The organism is Acinetobacter calcoaceticus, assembly GCF_016508255.1.
Taxonomy (GTDB): Bacteria; Pseudomonadota; Gammaproteobacteria; order Pseudomonadales; family Moraxellaceae; genus Acinetobacter; species Acinetobacter calcoaceticus_E.
Genome location: NZ_JADVKT010000003.1, coordinates 19,553 through 36,133 on the forward strand (window position 1 = coordinate 19,553; position 16,581 = coordinate 36,133).

General features: G+C 36.9%; 18 protein-coding genes. 10 read left to right on the plus strand and 8 right to left on the minus strand.

Annotated elements, in window-relative coordinates:
• Positions 1 to 7: 7 nt before the first annotated feature.
• The 3 genes from I5515_RS07730 to I5515_RS07740 all read right to left on the minus strand — a co-directional run bounded on the left by I5515_RS07730 (position 8) and on the right by I5515_RS07740 (position 3,237).
• Entirely contained in the window at positions 8 to 913 is a 906-nt protein-coding gene (locus I5515_RS07730) for a selenocysteine synthase (RefSeq protein WP_199965539.1), read from the minus strand.
• 120 nt (positions 914 to 1,033) lie between these two features.
• Positions 1,034 to 2,176 carry a hypothetical protein gene (locus I5515_RS07735; RefSeq protein WP_199965540.1) on the minus strand — a complete coding sequence of 381 codons (1,143 nt, stop codon included), beginning with the start codon at positions 2,174 to 2,176 and terminating at the stop codon, positions 1,034 to 1,036.
• A 359-nt stretch (positions 2,177 to 2,535) separates the two neighbouring features.
• On the minus strand, positions 2,536 to 3,237 hold the full coding sequence (locus I5515_RS07740; RefSeq protein WP_199965541.1) for a DsbA family oxidoreductase: 702 nt from the start codon (positions 3,235 to 3,237) through the stop codon (positions 2,536 to 2,538).
• Positions 3,238 to 3,415: 178 nt separating this feature from the next.
• Here I5515_RS07740 and I5515_RS07745 point away from each other — a divergent pair, with 178 nt between their 5' ends.
• Positions 3,416 to 4,168 carry a hypothetical protein gene (locus tag I5515_RS07745; RefSeq protein WP_199965542.1) on the plus strand — a complete coding sequence of 251 codons (753 nt, stop codon included), beginning with the start codon at positions 3,416 to 3,418 and terminating at the stop codon, positions 4,166 to 4,168.
• 57 nt (positions 4,169 to 4,225) lie between these two features.
• On the opposite strand, the gene I5515_RS07750 is transcribed toward I5515_RS07745, so the two are convergent.
• Together I5515_RS07750 and I5515_RS07755 are read right to left on the minus strand one after the other, a co-directional pair.
• The gene (locus tag I5515_RS07750; RefSeq protein ID WP_199965543.1) at positions 4,226 to 4,921 is read right to left on the minus strand and encodes a hypothetical protein; all 696 of its coding nucleotides are present in this window, start codon (positions 4,919 to 4,921) and stop codon (positions 4,226 to 4,228) included.
• Between the two features lie 10 nt (positions 4,922 to 4,931).
• Positions 4,932 to 5,294: a MerR family transcriptional regulator gene (locus I5515_RS07755; protein ID WP_199965544.1), complete on the minus strand. Its 363-nt coding sequence runs from the start codon at positions 5,292 to 5,294 to the stop codon at positions 4,932 to 4,934.
• Positions 5,295 to 5,365: 71 nt separating this feature from the next.
• On the opposite strand from I5515_RS07755, the gene I5515_RS07760 reads away from it, so the two are divergent.
• Positions 5,366 to 6,013: an RBBP9/YdeN family alpha/beta hydrolase gene (locus I5515_RS07760; protein WP_199965545.1), complete on the plus strand. Its 648-nt coding sequence runs from the start codon at positions 5,366 to 5,368 to the stop codon at positions 6,011 to 6,013.
• Between the two features lie 247 nt (positions 6,014 to 6,260).
• Positions 6,261 to 6,752: a hypothetical protein gene (locus I5515_RS07765; protein ID WP_199965546.1), complete on the plus strand. Its 492-nt coding sequence runs from the start codon at positions 6,261 to 6,263 to the stop codon at positions 6,750 to 6,752.
• Positions 6,753 to 6,798: 46 nt separating this feature from the next.
• Here the strand turns inward: I5515_RS07765 and fadA are convergent, their stop codons facing one another.
• On the minus strand, positions 6,799 to 7,971 hold the full coding sequence (gene fadA, locus I5515_RS07770) for an acetyl-CoA C-acyltransferase FadA (RefSeq protein WP_004640802.1): 1,173 nt from the start codon (positions 7,969 to 7,971) through the stop codon (positions 6,799 to 6,801).
• 12 nt (positions 7,972 to 7,983) lie between these two features.
• On the minus strand, positions 7,984 to 10,137 hold the full coding sequence (gene fadB, locus I5515_RS07775) for a fatty acid oxidation complex subunit alpha FadB (protein ID WP_009393257.1): 2,154 nt from the start codon (positions 10,135 to 10,137) through the stop codon (positions 7,984 to 7,986).
• Between the two features lie 572 nt (positions 10,138 to 10,709).
• On the opposite strand from fadB, the gene lpxO reads away from it, so the two are divergent.
• Entirely contained in the window at positions 10,710 to 11,624 is a 915-nt protein-coding gene (gene lpxO, locus I5515_RS07780) for a lipid A hydroxylase LpxO (protein ID WP_199965547.1), read from the plus strand.
• Positions 11,625 to 11,800: 176 nt separating this feature from the next.
• On the opposite strand, the gene I5515_RS07785 is transcribed toward lpxO, so the two are convergent.
• Complete coding sequence (locus I5515_RS07785) at positions 11,801 to 12,085, minus strand: hypothetical protein (protein ID WP_199965548.1); 285 nt, start codon at positions 12,083 to 12,085, stop codon at positions 11,801 to 11,803.
• A 668-nt stretch (positions 12,086 to 12,753) separates the two neighbouring features.
• Here I5515_RS07785 and I5515_RS07790 point away from each other — a divergent pair.
• The 6 genes from I5515_RS07790 (at position 12,754) to I5515_RS07815 (ending at position 16,503) form a co-directional block, all read left to right on the plus strand.
• Entirely contained in the window at positions 12,754 to 13,290 is a 537-nt protein-coding gene (locus I5515_RS07790) for a PAAR domain-containing protein (protein WP_199965549.1), read from the plus strand.
• Positions 13,268 to 13,945, plus strand: coding sequence for a zinc protease (locus tag I5515_RS07795; RefSeq protein ID WP_199965550.1), 678 nt, complete (start codon positions 13,268 to 13,270; stop codon positions 13,943 to 13,945). The genes I5515_RS07790 and I5515_RS07795 overlap by 23 nt, the downstream gene beginning before the upstream one ends.
• A 2-nt stretch (positions 13,946 to 13,947) precedes the next feature.
• Positions 13,948 to 14,403 carry an NF045616 family extracytoplasmic (lipo)protein gene (locus I5515_RS07800; protein WP_227562666.1) on the plus strand — a complete coding sequence of 152 codons (456 nt, stop codon included), beginning with the start codon at positions 13,948 to 13,950 and terminating at the stop codon, positions 14,401 to 14,403.
• A gap of 82 nt (positions 14,404 to 14,485) precedes the next feature.
• Entirely contained in the window at positions 14,486 to 14,623 is a 138-nt protein-coding gene (locus I5515_RS07805; RefSeq protein ID WP_199965552.1) for a hypothetical protein, read from the plus strand.
• On the plus strand, positions 14,620 to 15,663 hold the full coding sequence (locus I5515_RS07810; RefSeq protein WP_199965553.1) for a lysozyme inhibitor LprI family protein: 1,044 nt from the start codon (positions 14,620 to 14,622) through the stop codon (positions 15,661 to 15,663). The genes I5515_RS07805 and I5515_RS07810 overlap by 4 nt, the downstream gene beginning before the upstream one ends.
• Positions 15,664 to 15,972: 309 nt before the next feature.
• The gene (locus I5515_RS07815; protein WP_199965554.1) at positions 15,973 to 16,503 is read left to right on the plus strand and encodes a CHAP domain-containing protein; all 531 of its coding nucleotides are present in this window, start codon (positions 15,973 to 15,975) and stop codon (positions 16,501 to 16,503) included.
• Positions 16,504 to 16,581 lie beyond the last annotated feature (78 nt).

Below are 16,581 nucleotides of genomic sequence, written 5' to 3' on the forward strand. Positions count from 1 at the left end.
TTTCTGACTAAAAATTAGCTTCTAGATTCATTTGAACACTGAGTTGATGTTTAGGATCATCATTAATATGATTAAAGAAATTAAGGTCATTTTGCATAAAAAGCCAATCTCGCCATACAGGTTGGCGCCATGAAATATAGGGTCCCCAACTACTTACGCGAATGTCATTATTGGTATAGACGCCACCACTATAAACACCATAAGTTAGACTATTATCTTTTACAAACTCAAACTGTTGAAAAGTCCAATTGCCCCAGTTGTAATTCTCATTTTCACTCTTGTTCACATTAAATTTATTAGCGAAAAGCGTATTGTCTTGCATCTTTTGTGTCAGGTTTAGCGTCGTTTCAGTGTAGTTTCGACTGGTAGAGCCATAGCGGAATAGTTGTTCTGTATCTAAGCTCATATTATGTCTCAAATTCCATTTTTTCTTTGCTAGAAATTGTACATAGACATCATTTTCAGAGTTTGAACCTAAATCAAGATTATTTTCAAAAGGCATCCATGTCGAAATAGTATCCCAACCTGCACTCAGTGGATTACTCACTGCAATATGAGGTGATGAAGCCTTCTTTTTTTTCTTACCTAAAGATTTATAAGTATGTTCGGGCTGGGTTGCACGCTTCCATAACGTATCATTTCCAAACACTGCCATCAGATCCTGAATAAGTGTGGCATCTGTTGAATCATTATCTGTTTCTACCTCACAAGTTAAATGCGAAAAGGGTCGATACTGTCTTTTGGTTTTGACAAGTAGAGTAGAAGAATGGGGAGAGCGCCTTGTAGAGCGTTGGTGTTTTACAGAGGTAGAGAAAAACTGCGTATGAGGGATTAAAACCAGCATACCTAAACTATAAATACAAAGTAAGGCAGTAGATTTATATTCGAATGAGCAAGAAGAGAATTGATTCATTTTACTGAAGATCAGGAATCAAAAGTTAGCTCAACATTGTAAAAGAAAAAGCTTAAATTTTTATTTAAATTTTTTATGATTCACCACCTTGAAGAAGGTCTTCAAGGTGGTTTTTAGGAATTAGAAAAGTGCTTCTAAACGCAAGAAAGTACTTACATAATGATTGCGGTCTTCACGGTGGTCATTGAAGTAATTGACGTCACCTTGCACAAAGAACCATTCACGTAATACAGGTTGGCGCCATGATACAAATGGTCCCCAACTGTTTAAACGTAAGTCATTATTGTTGTAGTAACCTCCTGTGTAGATACCATAGTTAAAGCGGTTGTTTGCAAAGAAACTATGTTCGCGGAAAAGTCGGTTTTCCCAAGTTAAATCATCATCTTGATCATCGGCGTAAGTTAAGCTGAACTGATTTGATAAAATCGGTTGATTCGGACGAGCATGAGTGAGTTCAAGGTTGGTACGTAAATAATTTTCGCTATGGATTCCATATCGATAAATTTCTTCTGCATAAAACTTAAAATCATTACGCAGTTGCCAATTTCTAGATGCTTTTAAACGGGCATAAACATCGTCTCCTGAGCGTATACCTAAGTCAGCATCGGTTTCAAAAGGTAGTTTTTTTGAGAAATTTGACCAACGTAACGCAATTGAACTATTGTCATCACGTGTGCGTTTAGCATCGATTTTTTTGTTTGAATCTTGATTTGGGTTCTGGTTGATATTGGCGATATTATTATTAAATTCATTATCTAAAGAGTCATCACCAAAGACTAAGCTTAAACGCTTCTCTAGTGTAGGAAGTTTGATCTTACCGCGAATTCTGGGCTTAATTTCAAAGTTATCATATTCATTCCAATAGTTGTCCACCATTACGCGAATGGTTGCTGTAGCAGGTTTCTGTGGATCGACTTCACCAAACCAGTTATCAATTTTTTCAGAAGTACGATCGGCCCAATTACGAATTTTCTTTTGCTTACGGTCAACCCAAGTTTGATCTTCTGTCTGTTCGGTAGGTGGAACAATGGGTTGATTAGACTGCTCTGGAAAAATAGTTGGCGTCGTGTCTATCCAACGCGGAATTTGATCTAACAGATTCTCATCTGTTGAACCTTCGGTTTGTACTCCAGATGATGTACCTCCTCCTACTTGCTGGTTTGAAGAAGAGGTGGCCTCTGCATGAGTGATGCACACTGAACCAAATCCAAGAGTTAAAAGTGCAAAAAGCTGCCGATAAGGCATGACGTGAAATGTTTTCATATCTATCTTTATGTTTTGTTGTTGTTTCCACTTTTGTTGATTTTTCTAATAAAATCAAGAGGACGACACAAAAGTTAAGTAAATTTAACTTTTTTTACATATTTGAAATAAATTAAAAAGTTTAAGCTAGTAGCGATTATTTTTAAGCAAAAAAATCCCCCAATTAAGGGGGATGATAGATCAAGGAAATTTCAAATTCCGATCATTAAACACATAAAAAACAGAACATTACAGCGCGAATATTCTAAGCGGCAATGATAAACTGATTTTAAACAATTAGATAGTTCTTTTTTTAGAACGCTCTATTGCTAAAATGGTGATAAAACATACGATTTAATCACATTTTCAACTGTGTTGATTTATTTCTGTGGAATATCACATGATTCATCATTACAAACAGCTGCATCATCCTGCTCAACCTCTTCAGCATTTGCTTTGAGCTGTGCTTGCTCTAAGACTTTTAAAAAGACTTCACGTGGCTGAGCACCTGCGAGTGCAATTCTTTGATCAAATACAAAAAATGGCACGCCAGTAACATTTAACTGTTCTTGAGCAATCTTTTCGTCATGACGAACAAAGTCAGATAGTTCATTTGTATCTAATACAAATTCAACTTCGGCATTATCAAGGCCAATACGAGAAGCAATTTCTTCTACAACTTCACGCTCACCAATTGCCAGACCTTCGGTCATATAAGCGTGGAAAAAAGCTTCTTTAGCTTGGTTTCCTAGGCCTTTGCTTTGAGCAAGGTGAATAATGCGGTGTGCATTAAAACTATTACCCGAATTCGCCTTTTGCCATTGGAAATCAATACCTTCAGAGGCAGCCATGGCCGCAATATTGCGTTCCATTTCTTCCATCTCTTCATAAGTACGGCCATATTTTTTAGCCAAACGTTCAGTATTTGATGTGTCATGTTTTGCTGGCGCATCAGGATCTAATTCAAAACTATGCCAGTGAATTTCAAGCTCAATACCTGCTTCTGCAGCTACATGCTCAAGGCGTTTTTTGCCGATATAACAGAAAGGGCAAACTACATCAGACCAGACATCAACACGCATGGGAGAATCTCATAAACTTTAATTACCCATCATAATAGGGATGATGCACAAGGATTTAAAGCTTTGAATAGCGAATAGAGTGTTGCGTATTGTGAAATAAATGGCATATAAAGAAGATACAAGCTCTATTTCATAACTATAAAGAGCAAAACTATAAGAAGGGAAATAGGAGGTGTGTATGCGCCGAGTTTTGATTGCAATTGCAAGTCTGGTTGTTATCACGAGTATTATTTTTTTCAGCTATCAACATATTAAACAGCAACAGGCCAAAGACAGCAGTCAAATGTTTGATGTGGTCATGACTGAAAAAATGAACCAGCTTTATGAACAAGCACAAGACTGGTCTAAACCCGTACAGCTTGATATTCACGATAAACGGTTGGCAGGTCACTATAAGCAAATTTCAGAGTTTCTTTTAAGCTACTGGGTTCAAAACGTAAATGCACGTAATGAATATTTAAGAAAACTAAAAGCAGCAAAATGGGATACCTTTTTAAATGTTGATCGTTTAGACCTCGATAAAAAACAAAAATATGCCGAAACAGAAAAGATGTTAGCTGATGTCCGTACAGCTTCAGATCAGTATCAAGCTGAATATGAAAAAATCCATAAAACCTTTTTAGCCAAAATTCAGGAACTATCTGTTGATGCAGATATGAGACAACTTCTTGAAATGAAACTGGGAACTCAGAAAAATGTTGATCAAGACCATACGATTTTTATGATTGAGCTGCAAATTTTAGATGACGCAGAAGAAATGTTTAAACTTCTAAAAAATTATTCATGGCAGAAGAAAGACCATATGATTCTTTTTCATGAGAATGCCCAAGTGAAAAAATTTAATGAGCTTTACCAAGATGTTTTAAAACTGAATGCCAAGATAGATAAAATCAAGAAAAATAATACTAAGGTTCTGGATGAGGAACTCTAGTTAAGTCAAGCAATGATTCAACTGATAAATCATTGCTTTTATTTAAGAAAGAGTATGTTAGTCAAAAATCTTGTTTGCAGCCTGAAAAGGTAAGCTCACTACGTCTATGGCCACGGCAAATGGTAATAACACCAACTTTTCCAAAGGATTCATCCCATATTTCGATTTGTACTTTTCTTCTTTATCGGTGTAAATCGTAACTTGGTAAGGTTTACTTAACGCTTGTAATGAGCTGAGATTGTTTGCTACTGGGTAAACCACACCTGCCAGTTTAATATCAAAACAGAAGCGTTGTGCCTGCATATGTTGATCACTTGAGGTTGAACACTCTTTTGCGCCATTTTCAATAAAAAACTCTAGGTCTTTTTTGCTTAAATCTTCTCTTAGTTTCACATAGGAAAGCGGCAATGTGCCGGAGAAATGTCCATCATTCTTTTCAGAATAGAAATTAAGATCTCGGGTGATTTGAATATTTTTAGGATTAAGCTTGCTAATCAAGCTCACAAACTGAGTACCACCTTGAGTCAGGATATAACTGTTCTTTTGCCCTGCAATCACAATGCTATCTTTCGGTAAATTCGCAATTGCTTGTGCGGGACGGCCAAAGGCAACCACATTATCTTCAACCAAGTTAACTTTGGTGGTACGTGTATAGGTTTTATTATCTTTATTGATTAGGGTTTTAGTTGCACAGCCTGTTAAAGCTAAAGTCGTTAGTGCAACTGAAAAAGACGTTGTTAATATTCGATTCATACTATTGTTCCTAAGTTGTTGTTTTCACTGTACCATGATCTAAAAAGGATTTTAATAAATGATGTGAGCGCTGTAGTTTGTTTAACTGCTCAGCTACATGCATAAGTTCTGTTTGTAGCTTTTCTTGAACAATAGGGCAGAGCGTAAATACTCTTTCATCTAAATCAAAACATGGCAATAAAACCTGAATGTCTTTTAGGGTCATACCAGCATCGTTTAATATTTTAATTTTATTAATATTTTCAATATCTTTTTGTGTATAACTTCGATAGTTATTACTTGCGCGATGGGGATGTATAAGCCCTAAACTTTCATAATAACGCAGCATACGCGGACTGACTTTTGTAAGCTCGGCGACTTTAGCTAGGTTCATAAAATAGGGGTTGACCTTAACAGTAGTGTCATAGTTTAGCATGTTTTATACTTCAAAATGGTACTTGTTCCATGGTCAGAAAACTCATTCTATTGGTGTTATTTGGATTAATACCATTTGTTGCCAATGCCAAAATACTTGAACTTCGGGAGAAGAACATGCGTCAAATATTTGTGCTTCATGGTTACTCTGCTTCTATAAATGATCACTGGTTTTTAGACTTAAAACATCAAATAGAAGATAAAAATACGACTGTTACTTTAATTCCATTTCCAGATTCGGAACATCCAGATGTAGATGCCTGGCAAAAGGTTTTAGATCAACAGATCCCTACGGTGAATGAAAATACCTATTTTGTTGCACACAGTTTAGGGGTGATTACATTACTGCACTTTTTGCAACGTCATGATTATCAAAATATTGGTGGAATGATTTTAGTATCTGGGTTTTCTGGGCCACTTGCAGACATTTCTCCACTCGATGCTTATATAACAAAAAGCAAAGTCGACACCAATTACTTTAAAGGCATAAAGAAAAAGCTGGTGTATTTGTCTGATAATGATGATTTGGTTCCACCAAAACTGACCATTCAATTGGCTAAGGATATTGATGCGCCGTACATTACAGTACCTAATGGTGGACACTTTTTAGGAAGGGAAGGTTATACGACATTTCCTCAGTTAGTTAATTCTTTAAAAGAGATGTTGGAGAGCGAATAAAATTTATAAGATAAATCTCACTCAATAAACTAGACACTTTTGCTTAATTTATTGAGTGCTTTATAGAGATTGCGGTTTTTTAATAAATAAAAGAACCTTACTATTACATTAAAAATTTTAATTATATTTACCGTTTATCTGAGCCTTACTGAATCAAGATGCTGTTTGTTGTAGCCTGTTTATAGAAACCTTTATTTGAATCTTCATCTTTTAACTGAAATTGGATGAGTGATTGTGGGAGCAAGTTATGAACTTTTTAAAACAATCAGCTTTGATCGCTGCATTTGCTTTTATGGGTTTACCGACTGTTCAGGCAGAAGAAGTGGCTACTTTACCAACAATTCGCGTTATGGCTGAATCTGAGCTGCGTGAAGAGGTAGGGTTTGTACCGTTTCAAGAAGATAAGAATGTACGTCAAGCGCTACAACACCATGAATATAAAATCCATAATAATATACAGAATGCTTTAGTCCCTGAAGGCATGACTACAGTAGATTATCAACCAGTTATGGCACAACCTGATTTGTCTCAATTTTCTCCGTTCTTACAACAATATATTTTGGCTGTAGCGGGTGGAATACAGTCTTCTGATCCAACCAACGGTATTTTTGAAATGTTAAAACCGCTGAACATAAACCGAAGTAATGTTGGTGGTTATCGTGATGGAACGATGAAAGTAAATATTAATGACCTCATAAATTTACAGCAGCAAATTCAAGATGGTTTAAAAGGCCGATAAAATAAAAATCCCCGCATTGAGCGGGGATTTCTTATCTTGGTGTTAATTAAACACGTTCGATAATCGTTGCAATACCTTGACCAAGACCGATACACATTGTCGCAAGACCGATTTGAGTATCTTGTTGTTCCATTACGTTCAACAATGTTGTTGTGATACGTGCACCAGAACAGCCTAGTGGGTGACCCAAAGCAATCGCACCACCATTTAAGTTAATGATGTCTTGCTTGTCATAAACGCCTAAGCCTTTCATTACTGATAAGCCCTGAGCAGCAAATGCTTCGTTTAATTCGATAGTTTGAATATCAGCCATCGTTAAACCAGCACGTTTAAGCGCTTTTTGAGTTGCTGGAACTGGACCGTAACCCATGATTGCTGCGTCACAACCTGCAACTGCCATAGAACGAATCACAGCGCGTGGTTTTAAACCTAATGCTTGAGCACGCTCAGCAGACATAAGTAACATTGCAGAAGCACCGTCAGACAAAGCTGAAGATGTAGCAGCAGTTACCGTACCGCCTTTTGGATCGAATACAGGACGTAGTGCTTTGAATGATTCAAGATTTGCATCTGGACGAATTACTTCGTCGATGTCACAAAGGATTTTAAAGCCATTTGCATCGTGACCTTCAACACCAACGATTTCGTTTTTGAAACGACCTTCTTGTGTTGCAGCCCAAGCACGGCGGTGAGATTCAACACCAAATGCATCTTGCTCTTCACGGCTAATGCCGTTCATGCGACCTAACATTTCAGCAGTTAAGCCCATCATGTTAGATGCTTTTGCATAGTGTTTAGATGCTTCTGGGTTTAGATCGATGCCATGCATCATACCTACGTGGCCCATGTGCTCTACACCACCAATAATGAAGATATCACCTTGGTTAGTTGCAATCTGTGCAGCAGCAGTATGAAGTGCTTGCATAGAAGAACCACAAAGACGGTTAACAGTTTGACCTGCTACAGTTTTTGGTAAGTCAGCCAATAAGCCGATGTTACGACCAATGTTCATACCTTGTTCTAAAGTCTGGTTTACACAGCCCCAGATCAGGTCTTCAACTTCATTGGTGTCAAATTGGTTACGAGCAACGAGTGCACGAACCAACTCAGCAGATAAGCTGTCAGCACGTACATTGCGGAACATACCGTTTTTGGTTTTACCCATTGCAGAACGTACGCCATCAACGATGACAACGTCACGTGGATTTAAAGTAGCCATTCACGTTGCTCCTTAACCGTAGAATTTTTTGTTGTTAGCAGCCATGTCACGCAACATTTGTGGCGCTTCATAAGCCTTACCTAAGTGTGCATATTTGTCGCAAAGCGCAACATATTCAGCAACACCTGTCTGGTCGATATAACGACATGGACCACCACGGAATGGAGGGAAACCTACACCCATAATCATTGCCATGTCTGCTTCAGCAGCAGTTGCAACGATGTTGTCTTCTAAGCAACGAACTGTTTCGTTGCAGAAAGCAAGCATCATGCGGTCAATGATTTCTTGGTTATCAAACTCGCGTTTTTCACCCGTTACGAAAGGAGCAATGATTTCATACGCTGTTGGATCAACAGTTTTTGCTTTCTTGCCTTTCTTATCGAGTTCGTATTTGTAGAAACCAACGTCATTCTTTTGACCAAGACGTTTAGCTTCGTACATTGCTTGGATTGAACCTTTGTAGTCTGGCTTCATACGGTCTGGGAAACCTTCAGCCATGACTTCTGCACCATGTACACCCGTGTCGATACCAACAACGTCGATGAGGTAAGCAGGACCCATTGGCCAGCCAAACTTAGACATTACATTGTCAACTTGCTGGAAGTCTGCACCATCTTTTACAAGAAGGTCGAATGCACCAAAGTAAGGGAACAACACACGGTTAACCAAGAACCCTGGGCAGTCATTTACAACGATTGGTGTTTTACCCATTTTTTGAGCAAGAACGACAGTGGTTGCAATCGCTTCTTCAGAAGTCTTTTCACCACGAATCACTTCTACCAATGGCATCATGTGAACTGGATTGAAGAAGTGCATACCTACGAAGTTTTCAGGGCGTTGTAATGCTTTCGCTAAACGCGTAATTGAAATTGTAGATGTGTTAGACGCAATGATCGTGTTTTCACGAACATGCTTTTCAGTATCTGCAAGAACGATTTCTTTAACTTTTGGATTTTCTGTAACTGCTTCGATCACGATGTCGACTTCTTTAAACTCATCGTAGCTTAAAGTAGGACGGATACGTGCAAGCGTTTCACCCATTTGCGCAGGTTTCATTTTCTTACGTTCAACTTGTTTAGTTAACAAGCTGTTTGCTTCTGACATACCTAGTGCAAGTTGTGGGTTACCAATATCTTTCATGATAATTGGCGTGCCTTTGCTTGCTGCTTGATAAGCAATACCACCACCCATGATACCAGCGCCAAGTACAGCTGCTTGGTTTACAGGGTGAGCACCTTTTTCATGTTTCTTAGCAGTTTTCTTAACTACTTGGTCATTGAGGAATAAACCAATCAATGCACCAGCTTGTGGAGTAATCGCAGCTTTTGCAAAACCTTCAGCTTCAGCTTTTAATGCTTCGTCACGCGCAAGGCTTGCACCTGCTTGTAATGAATCAAGTAATAATTTTGGAGCAGGGTATTGAGCAGGGTTCGCTTTAGCAAGTACAGCACCTTTTGCTGTGTTGAACGCCATCATTTGTTCAAGTGGGTTCAATTTTACAGCATCAAGTTTTTCTTGACGTTTTGCTTTCCAGTTCAAACGACCAGAAATTGCTTGCTTAACTAAGTCAGTTGCAGCTTCAAGTAATTTATCAGCAGCTACAACCGCATCTACAGCACCATCTTTTAGTGCAGCAGCCGGTTTTTTAGGAGCGGCCATTGCCATCCATTCAACAGCGTTATCGATACCGATAACACGGCTTAAACGTACGCTACCGCCGAAACCTGGGTAGATACCAAGTTTAATTTCTGGTAAGCCAACCTGGGCAGCTTCTGACATCACACGATAGTCACACACTAAACACATTTCAAAGCCGCCACCTAACGCCATACCGTTAATAGCAACAACTTTTGGAATTTCTAAATCTTCAAAGCTATTGAAGATTTCGTGAACAGGCATAAGCCAGTCAACAATCGCTTTTTCGCCTTGAGCGAAGTTTTCACCAAACTCGGTAATGTCTGCCCCAACAATAAATGTTGATTTGCCAGAGGTAACAACTAAGCCTTTAATATCATTATTTGCTTTTACCGCAGCAATAGCAGCTTGGAAATCTTCAATTGTTGCACGGTTAAATTTATTGACCGACTCACCTTGTAAGTCAAAGCGGAATTCTGCAATTCCGTCCGAAAGCATTTGGACGGTAATGGCATTGCCAGCGTGGATCATGCCTGATCTCCTTGGTTTTGGAGGACTTCTAAGTTGATGTTATGAAGCGTGTGCACAGCTTTGGTACACATTTATGCTTCGCTAATCTTACGATAACTATATCTAAAAAAAACCTGACAAGTTGTATCAAGCCGTGACGCAAGGGTCATCAATTTTTTTATTTAATTCATCTCTATTAAATGCATAAAAGAAATCATAAAGATAGCTTCTAAACAAAGGCTTTTGTTTTGCTTTAAATTTTTCTTTATGAAATATTGGGATGATCAAGCTTTTATATAAAAATCATGAAAACTCAAAAGTTAATTTTTTGTCAAAAAAGTCAATTGTTCAAGTTGTAGCTTAAAAGAGTTAATCGAAATAACAACAAATTTTAACTTCTTAAAGTGGTGGAAAAATATTGTATGTTCTTTTATTTTTCATAAAAAATGGGTCTATCATTTGACTTAATTTTTTTCGATTGGCTTTTTATAAGTCAATTTTGTTAAAATTTGCGCCAATTAAATAAACTTCCGGTTTCTATTACCTTGAGTATAAGGTGAAGTTACCCCCTAATCTTTTGAAAGAGTAGCAATATGATTAAGTGGATCATATTAGCGATTTTTGTGATATCGGCATTGTATATCCAATATCGCGGCAAAGTGCGTCACTCGTTTTATCGTCAATTTTTTGACCATTCAACCTTGCTCGCACCGATTAACTTTTTAATGTACATCTTTTCAAAGGTACCGAATCAGCCTTATATCGACACTCAACACTTTAAAGATTTAAAAGTGTTGGATGAAAATTGGGAAATGATTCGAGATGAAGCGAAAGCTTTATATGACCAAGGTGGAATTAAAGCTTCGAGTACCTATAATGACTTAGGTTTTAATTCGTTCTTTAAAACAGGCTGGAAACGTTTTTACCTCAAATGGTATGAGTCGAGCCATCCGTCTGCTGCTGAGCTTTGCCCGAAAACCACAGCTCTTCTTAAAACATTACCGACAATTAAAGCAGCAATGTTTACTGAACTTGCACCTGATAGTCGTTTGGTTAGACACCGTGACCCATATGCAGGGTCACTGCGTTATCACTTAGGTTTAATTACACCAAATGATGACCGTTGTTTTATTGATGTCGACGGTGAAAGATACTCTTGGCGTGATGGTCAAAGCGTTGTGTTTGATGAAACTTATATTCACTATGCTGAAAATAAGACCGATCAAAACCGTATCATTTTCTTTGCAGATGTTGAGCGTCCATTGAAAGTGAAATGGATGGCGCGTTTCAATCATTGGTTTGGCCGTAATGTCATGACTGCTGCGAGCTCACCAAATGAAACAGGTGACCAAACAGGTGGTTTAAATAAAGCATTTGGTTATATTTATCAAATTCGTATTAAAGCCAAAGCATTAAAAGCTAAAAACCGTAAGTTATATTACTTCTTGAAATGGTTCCTCATGCTTGGGATTTTTTTCCTGATTTTTGTTCGACCTTACGTATTTTAATTAAAGCGCCCGAAATAAAGATTTTGCATGATTGAACTAAACTACATCTTCAGATGTAGTTTTTTTATGGATGTTGCTTTCTAGGCCTCTGTGTCACAACAGACTTTAATCTTTTGCGCTGATTTTTAAAGTAAGAAACCATTGCAACACAGAGATAAAGGAGCTAAGCCAAACGCTTAGCCCAGACTACTTTTGTCACACCGTTGCATGACGCTGAAAAAAGTAGGGGCAAAGTCCTGTGGGAGAACAGGACTTTGCAAACTGACATGTTCTAGGCGCTGCATGAGCTTAGGCGAGTAAACTTGTTCAAGTCGCTGGTAAATACAGTCACAACTGGACTTGCTATGCCCACCCGACAGGCAAATTTTTTCAAACTCCTGCTGGGTGTGTAAGTTACAGCCCGAAATATCCAAGCCTACTAGAATGAAACTTAAAGCCAAAAGAGGTTTATAAATTGTCATATTATTCTCATGATTATTTATGTCTTTAACTAAAATAAAAATATAATGACTTTGAGTTTTAAAATAATTTTTAGGTAATAATTAATCCTCCTGTAAAGTCAGGAAAATAAAATAACTTAAATTTTAAAATAAAATACTTTATAAAATTAAAAAATTAGGCAATAGAAAACCTAAACTTTAAATAAATAAAATGATTAAACTAGAGAGGGAATGAGTTTAAAAAATGTCATGGTCAACTCCTTAGAATTTATGGAGCTCTACCACCAAGTCACCGTCAATTGATTATGGTGGTAGAACGAAAGGGGGTTAGCAGACTGGACTCGTAGAAACCAGCACGCGCGGGGCGTCCCCCATCCGTCCTACCGTAAAGATGGGGACGCAAGGGTCTAACGACTTATAGTAGAACTATAATCCGCCACGAGTTACGGTCTGCTAAAACCGTCTGGCAATGTAGGCCAGCAATGAGATAATAATAGTTAAAATGAAAAGCGTCAATTATTAAAAATGATTTTATTTAATATAAATATAGTTTGTTTTTATTATTAATGTTTTGATGGGTTTTATATAATATTTAGAAATTCTAATTAATCTTAAATATAATAAAAATAACAGAGATATTTTTTCTATTTGTTATAATCCCGCTACTTCATGATAATAATAGGCTTAAAATGACAACGCCATATATAACGATAGGCTGCCCGACTACTGGTGGGGGGCAAGTAATTTCAGGGAACAGCAGGTTCCTCGTTGACGGTATTGCAATTTCTTGTGTTGGCGATAAAGCAACATGTCCAACTCATAAAGTTACGGCAACGATCGTATCTGGCGATCCACGCATGAATATTTTAGGCAAACTGGCAGCACGTGCCGGAGATAGTTTGTCTTGCGGTTGTAAGCTTTTACCAAAGCAAAGTTTAGTTGTTCAAGACAATGGGGGTGGCACAGGATCTACACCGCCCCCGACTAATAGTTTCCAACCTAGTCAAATAAAAGAATTCGGACAAAAGTTTTTGGTTGTCGATGAGTCAACTTCAGAACCATTAGTTCATGTTCATTATGAAATTCATAAAGAAGGAAGTTTATTTTCAAAAGGAGTGACCGATGAGCAAGGGTATACTCAATTTATATCTGGTAATGAAAATGAAGAAATCGAATTAAAAATTATAGTAGAGGATAAAGATCATGAACACTGTTGTAAGCCTTAGAGCTAAATTACAGGGTAAAGATTTCGTTGAGAAAAATCCAACAACTGTAACTGTCAATACACGCAGAAAATTGACAAGCGGAGAAATTACTCTTGCTAAGACCATGTTTAAAGAAGCAATAGACTATACCAAAGTTGAAATTATTCGTGGAGGTTTATTTTCAATTCCTACCATGAGCAAAAATGCAATGACCCCATTTGGTAGTATTCATTTACCAAATGAAGATTATGATAATGTCAAAGACTTCTCACAAGATCGAAAAGCCACGAATAAAATGTGGTTTATTCACGAAATGGCCCATGTTTGGCAGTATCAATTAGGATTAAATACAGCACTTCGAGGACTCGAAATAGGTGCAAGAGGTGGTTACAGTGATGCTAAAGCTTATGATTATGATCTAGCTCATGATGATCAAGGTAAACAATTTAATCAGTTTAATTTTGAACAACAAGCAGAGCTTATTAGTCATTACTTTGATGCGTATTATTTATCTGTTCAAGGGCATAACTACCCCGTCTTACACAATAAAAATGTTATGCAAAAACCTGCTTTAAAAAATGTTTTGAGTGAATTTCTGGTTAATCCATCTGATAAGAAATTGCTATCACAGAACTATGGAAGTATCTATTACAATCATAAGCCTAAAAGAGATTGATGATGAATAAATATGTATTATTAATCTTCTTAATGATACCACTTTCTATCTATGCAACCTCAAATCCATATAGGGGGGGGGAAGTAAATATAGAATTAAAGAATGATACGCCATGCTTTTATATTGATGATATGGAACAAAAAGGTGTATTTAGTATTGTTTTATTAAATTTATCAAGAAACAGTAAAGATTATTGGAGTTATGACAGTTCTTTTGACAAGAGTTATCCAACAAAAAACAATTGTGTTGTTCTTAATGAAAAGAACTTTAATGGCTTTAAATCTTTAAAGGAAAATACCCCATACAGTGTAACGTTGGGAGGAGTAAAAACAGCTTATAACAGGGATTTTTGTATTACAAGGAGATCAAAAAAACTTGTGATACAAGATTTAAGAGCAACACAGTGTGTAGATAGAAAACCTAGTTTTTGGGATAATTTTAAAAAATTATTTCTATAAACAAGCAAGGCCCTGATCAATCAGGGCTTTTTTTATTGTGATCATTTAAATACTTTAGATTTATTTTTACACATTTAAAAAGATGATTATTAGCGTAGGTAGTATTTTATTTAAAATTTTAGGTGAATTTTATATTAATTATTGGGATGATAATGGGGTTGGTAAATATATACCTTTATTGTACTTAATAAATTTAAAAATTCGCGTGGAAAATAAATGAATACGGTGATGAAACAAGCTTTAGTAATAACTACTTTCAGTGTAGCAGTAGTATTGACTGGGTGTGGTAAATCTAAGCCAGAGCCAAAATCAAAAACAGACAAAGTTGAGACAATTTCAGATTGGAGCTGTACGCACCCTGACAATTTAAATCAGATTCAAACTTCATTGAAGAAAGAGTATCTAAAACAAATCGAACGTAGTTTAAGACAAAGTGAATATCAGGTTGATGCAGATATCCTTAATAAAATTAATCAAGGTTTGAAGTTTGAAATTAAAAATATTCGCACTTTACCATTAGAAGACGATAGCCAAAAAAATACACAATTAAGTTGTCAAAGCCAATTGGTCATTTCACTGCCGAAAGGTTTACAACAACGGGCGGAAAAGGCATATATTGAAGAACAGCGTCACTCTAATGAAGAATCGGGTACGTTGAATGACCATTTTTCTGATAATGATTCACCTTTGACTCTTGAAAATGACCAATTGAAAGGTGAATTTTTCTATAACATCACGAAAACAGATAAGGAGGGTTTGGTATTTAATTTGCCAAGTCAAAATACTGTGATTGAAGGTGTGGTTTTTGTTGTAACCAAAGCTGTGCAATATGCAGCCTATGTTAAAGAAAATCAGTTGCTTGAAGAAACTATTGAAGAAAATAGACAAATATCTGAAGAAAATAATGAAGAGCAGACGGCTTTAGCTCAGAAAGCCATGGATGTTCGTAAAAAAGAATTGGATAGTGACAAAGCTAAACAAGTGGAACGTTTAAATCAGACTTGGGATAAATTGAGTGCTGAGAAAAAAACTCAATTTAAACAAGATCAATCGGACTGGTTTGAAAAACGTGATGTTGAATGTAAGGTGCTTGCACAGAAAAGTGTTCATGAGATTTCTGAAAAAGATTTAGAAACCTATCAAAAACAATCCGATTATTGGACTGCTGACATGCGTAAGCAAAACCAAGAGATGCAATATACACAGTGCTTTATTCAAAAGACGACAGAGCGTACGGTTTATTTAAATAATTTAAATTAATCTGAAATTCTATGTAGATGCTTGGTCAATCGTGTTGAAACAGATGGGATTGACCAATTACAGGTAAGTATTCTGATTTTATAAGTGAGAGCTTTGATTCACTAGTTAAATGTTATGTGTAATCTATATTTATACAAAGATTAATACGCTCGGACGGGCGTTTTTTTATAAAACAAAAGTAATAAATTGATTGTGTGACCCATTTCACAGTGCTGGAAATTTGTTACAACTATTAAAAGCCAACACATAATTTTGATTCTACAATTGCTCAGTTTTTTCGAAGACTGGTTAGCGGAAGTAGGTTTTACAATGGCTCATGCTCATCACGCAGCTCATGCACATGTTCATCATATTAAATTGAGAAAAGAAGAAAATTCTCAGGGTGACTTAAAAACAAAAGCGATGTTAAACAAAGCTTCTTCGGAGACTAAAAAGCATAACCGATCGACTTCTAAAAGACATAAAGCGGAAGATCAAAATATTAATTTGCATAAGTTCTCAAGTAAGCTTGAAAGTATATCTGCCATGCATAGTAAAGAGAAATGCGCCAAAAATATTCGCATTGCTTTACAAGCAGCAGGAGCAGATGTATCTAAACATCCAGTGGCTGCATCTGACTGGGGACATACGCTTGAGGTGAATGGTTATAAGAAAATCAAGCCAGCATTTAGTCGTCCTCAAGAGGGCGATATCTACATTATTGAACGTACCAGTGGCCACACATATGGTCATATTGCGGGATATACTGGGAATGGCTGGTTCTCAGATTTTCGCCAAAAAACCTATGCGGTGTATAAAGAAAAAGATGTGAAATATAGCTACTATCGCCTCGATTCTTAAGCGAGTACGACATAGTCTGTCGGACCATATCCAGATCTGTTTCCAAATTTGGCTTGTGGCACAGTAAAGCACTTGAAA

Bases quoted from the DNA above. Each gene is read 5' to 3' on its own strand.
- I5515_RS07760 (WP_199965545.1), top strand. From the start codon at position 5,366: ATGGTCAGAAAACTCATTCTATTGGTGTTATTTGGATTAATACCATTT.
- fadB (WP_009393257.1), bottom strand. From the start codon at position 10,137: ATGATCCACGCTGGCAATGCCATTACCGTCCAAATGCTTTCGGACGGA.
- I5515_RS07750 (WP_199965543.1), bottom strand. From the start codon at position 4,921: ATGAATCGAATATTAACAACGTCTTTTTCAGTTGCACTAACGACTTTA.
- I5515_RS07790 (WP_199965549.1), top strand. From the start codon at position 12,754: ATGACAACGCCATATATAACGATAGGCTGCCCGACTACTGGTGGGGGG.
- I5515_RS07735 (WP_199965540.1), bottom strand. From the start codon at position 2,176: ATGAAAACATTTCACGTCATGCCTTATCGGCAGCTTTTTGCACTTTTA.
- I5515_RS07755 (WP_199965544.1), bottom strand. From the start codon at position 5,294: ATGAACCTAGCTAAAGTCGCCGAGCTTACAAAAGTCAGTCCGCGTATG.
- I5515_RS07765 (WP_199965546.1), top strand. From the start codon at position 6,261: ATGAACTTTTTAAAACAATCAGCTTTGATCGCTGCATTTGCTTTTATG.
- fadA (WP_004640802.1), bottom strand. From the start codon at position 7,971: ATGGCTACTTTAAATCCACGTGACGTTGTCATCGTTGATGGCGTACGT.
- I5515_RS07730 (WP_199965539.1), bottom strand. From the start codon at position 913: ATGAATCAATTCTCTTCTTGCTCATTCGAATATAAATCTACTGCCTTA.
- I5515_RS07785 (WP_199965548.1), bottom strand. From the start codon at position 12,085: ATGACAATTTATAAACCTCTTTTGGCTTTAAGTTTCATTCTAGTAGGC.
- I5515_RS07815 (WP_199965554.1), top strand. From the start codon at position 15,973: ATGGCTCATGCTCATCACGCAGCTCATGCACATGTTCATCATATTAAA.
- I5515_RS07800 (WP_227562666.1), top strand. From the start codon at position 13,948: ATGAATAAATATGTATTATTAATCTTCTTAATGATACCACTTTCTATC.
- I5515_RS07745 (WP_199965542.1), top strand. From the start codon at position 3,416: ATGCGCCGAGTTTTGATTGCAATTGCAAGTCTGGTTGTTATCACGAGT.
- I5515_RS07805 (WP_199965552.1), top strand. From the start codon at position 14,486: ATGATTATTAGCGTAGGTAGTATTTTATTTAAAATTTTAGGTGAATTT.
- I5515_RS07810 (WP_199965553.1), top strand. From the start codon at position 14,620: ATGAATACGGTGATGAAACAAGCTTTAGTAATAACTACTTTCAGTGTA.
- I5515_RS07795 (WP_199965550.1), top strand. From the start codon at position 13,268: ATGAACACTGTTGTAAGCCTTAGAGCTAAATTACAGGGTAAAGATTTC.
- lpxO (WP_199965547.1), top strand. From the start codon at position 10,710: ATGATTAAGTGGATCATATTAGCGATTTTTGTGATATCGGCATTGTAT.
- I5515_RS07740 (WP_199965541.1), bottom strand. From the start codon at position 3,237: ATGCGTGTTGATGTCTGGTCTGATGTAGTTTGCCCTTTCTGTTATATC.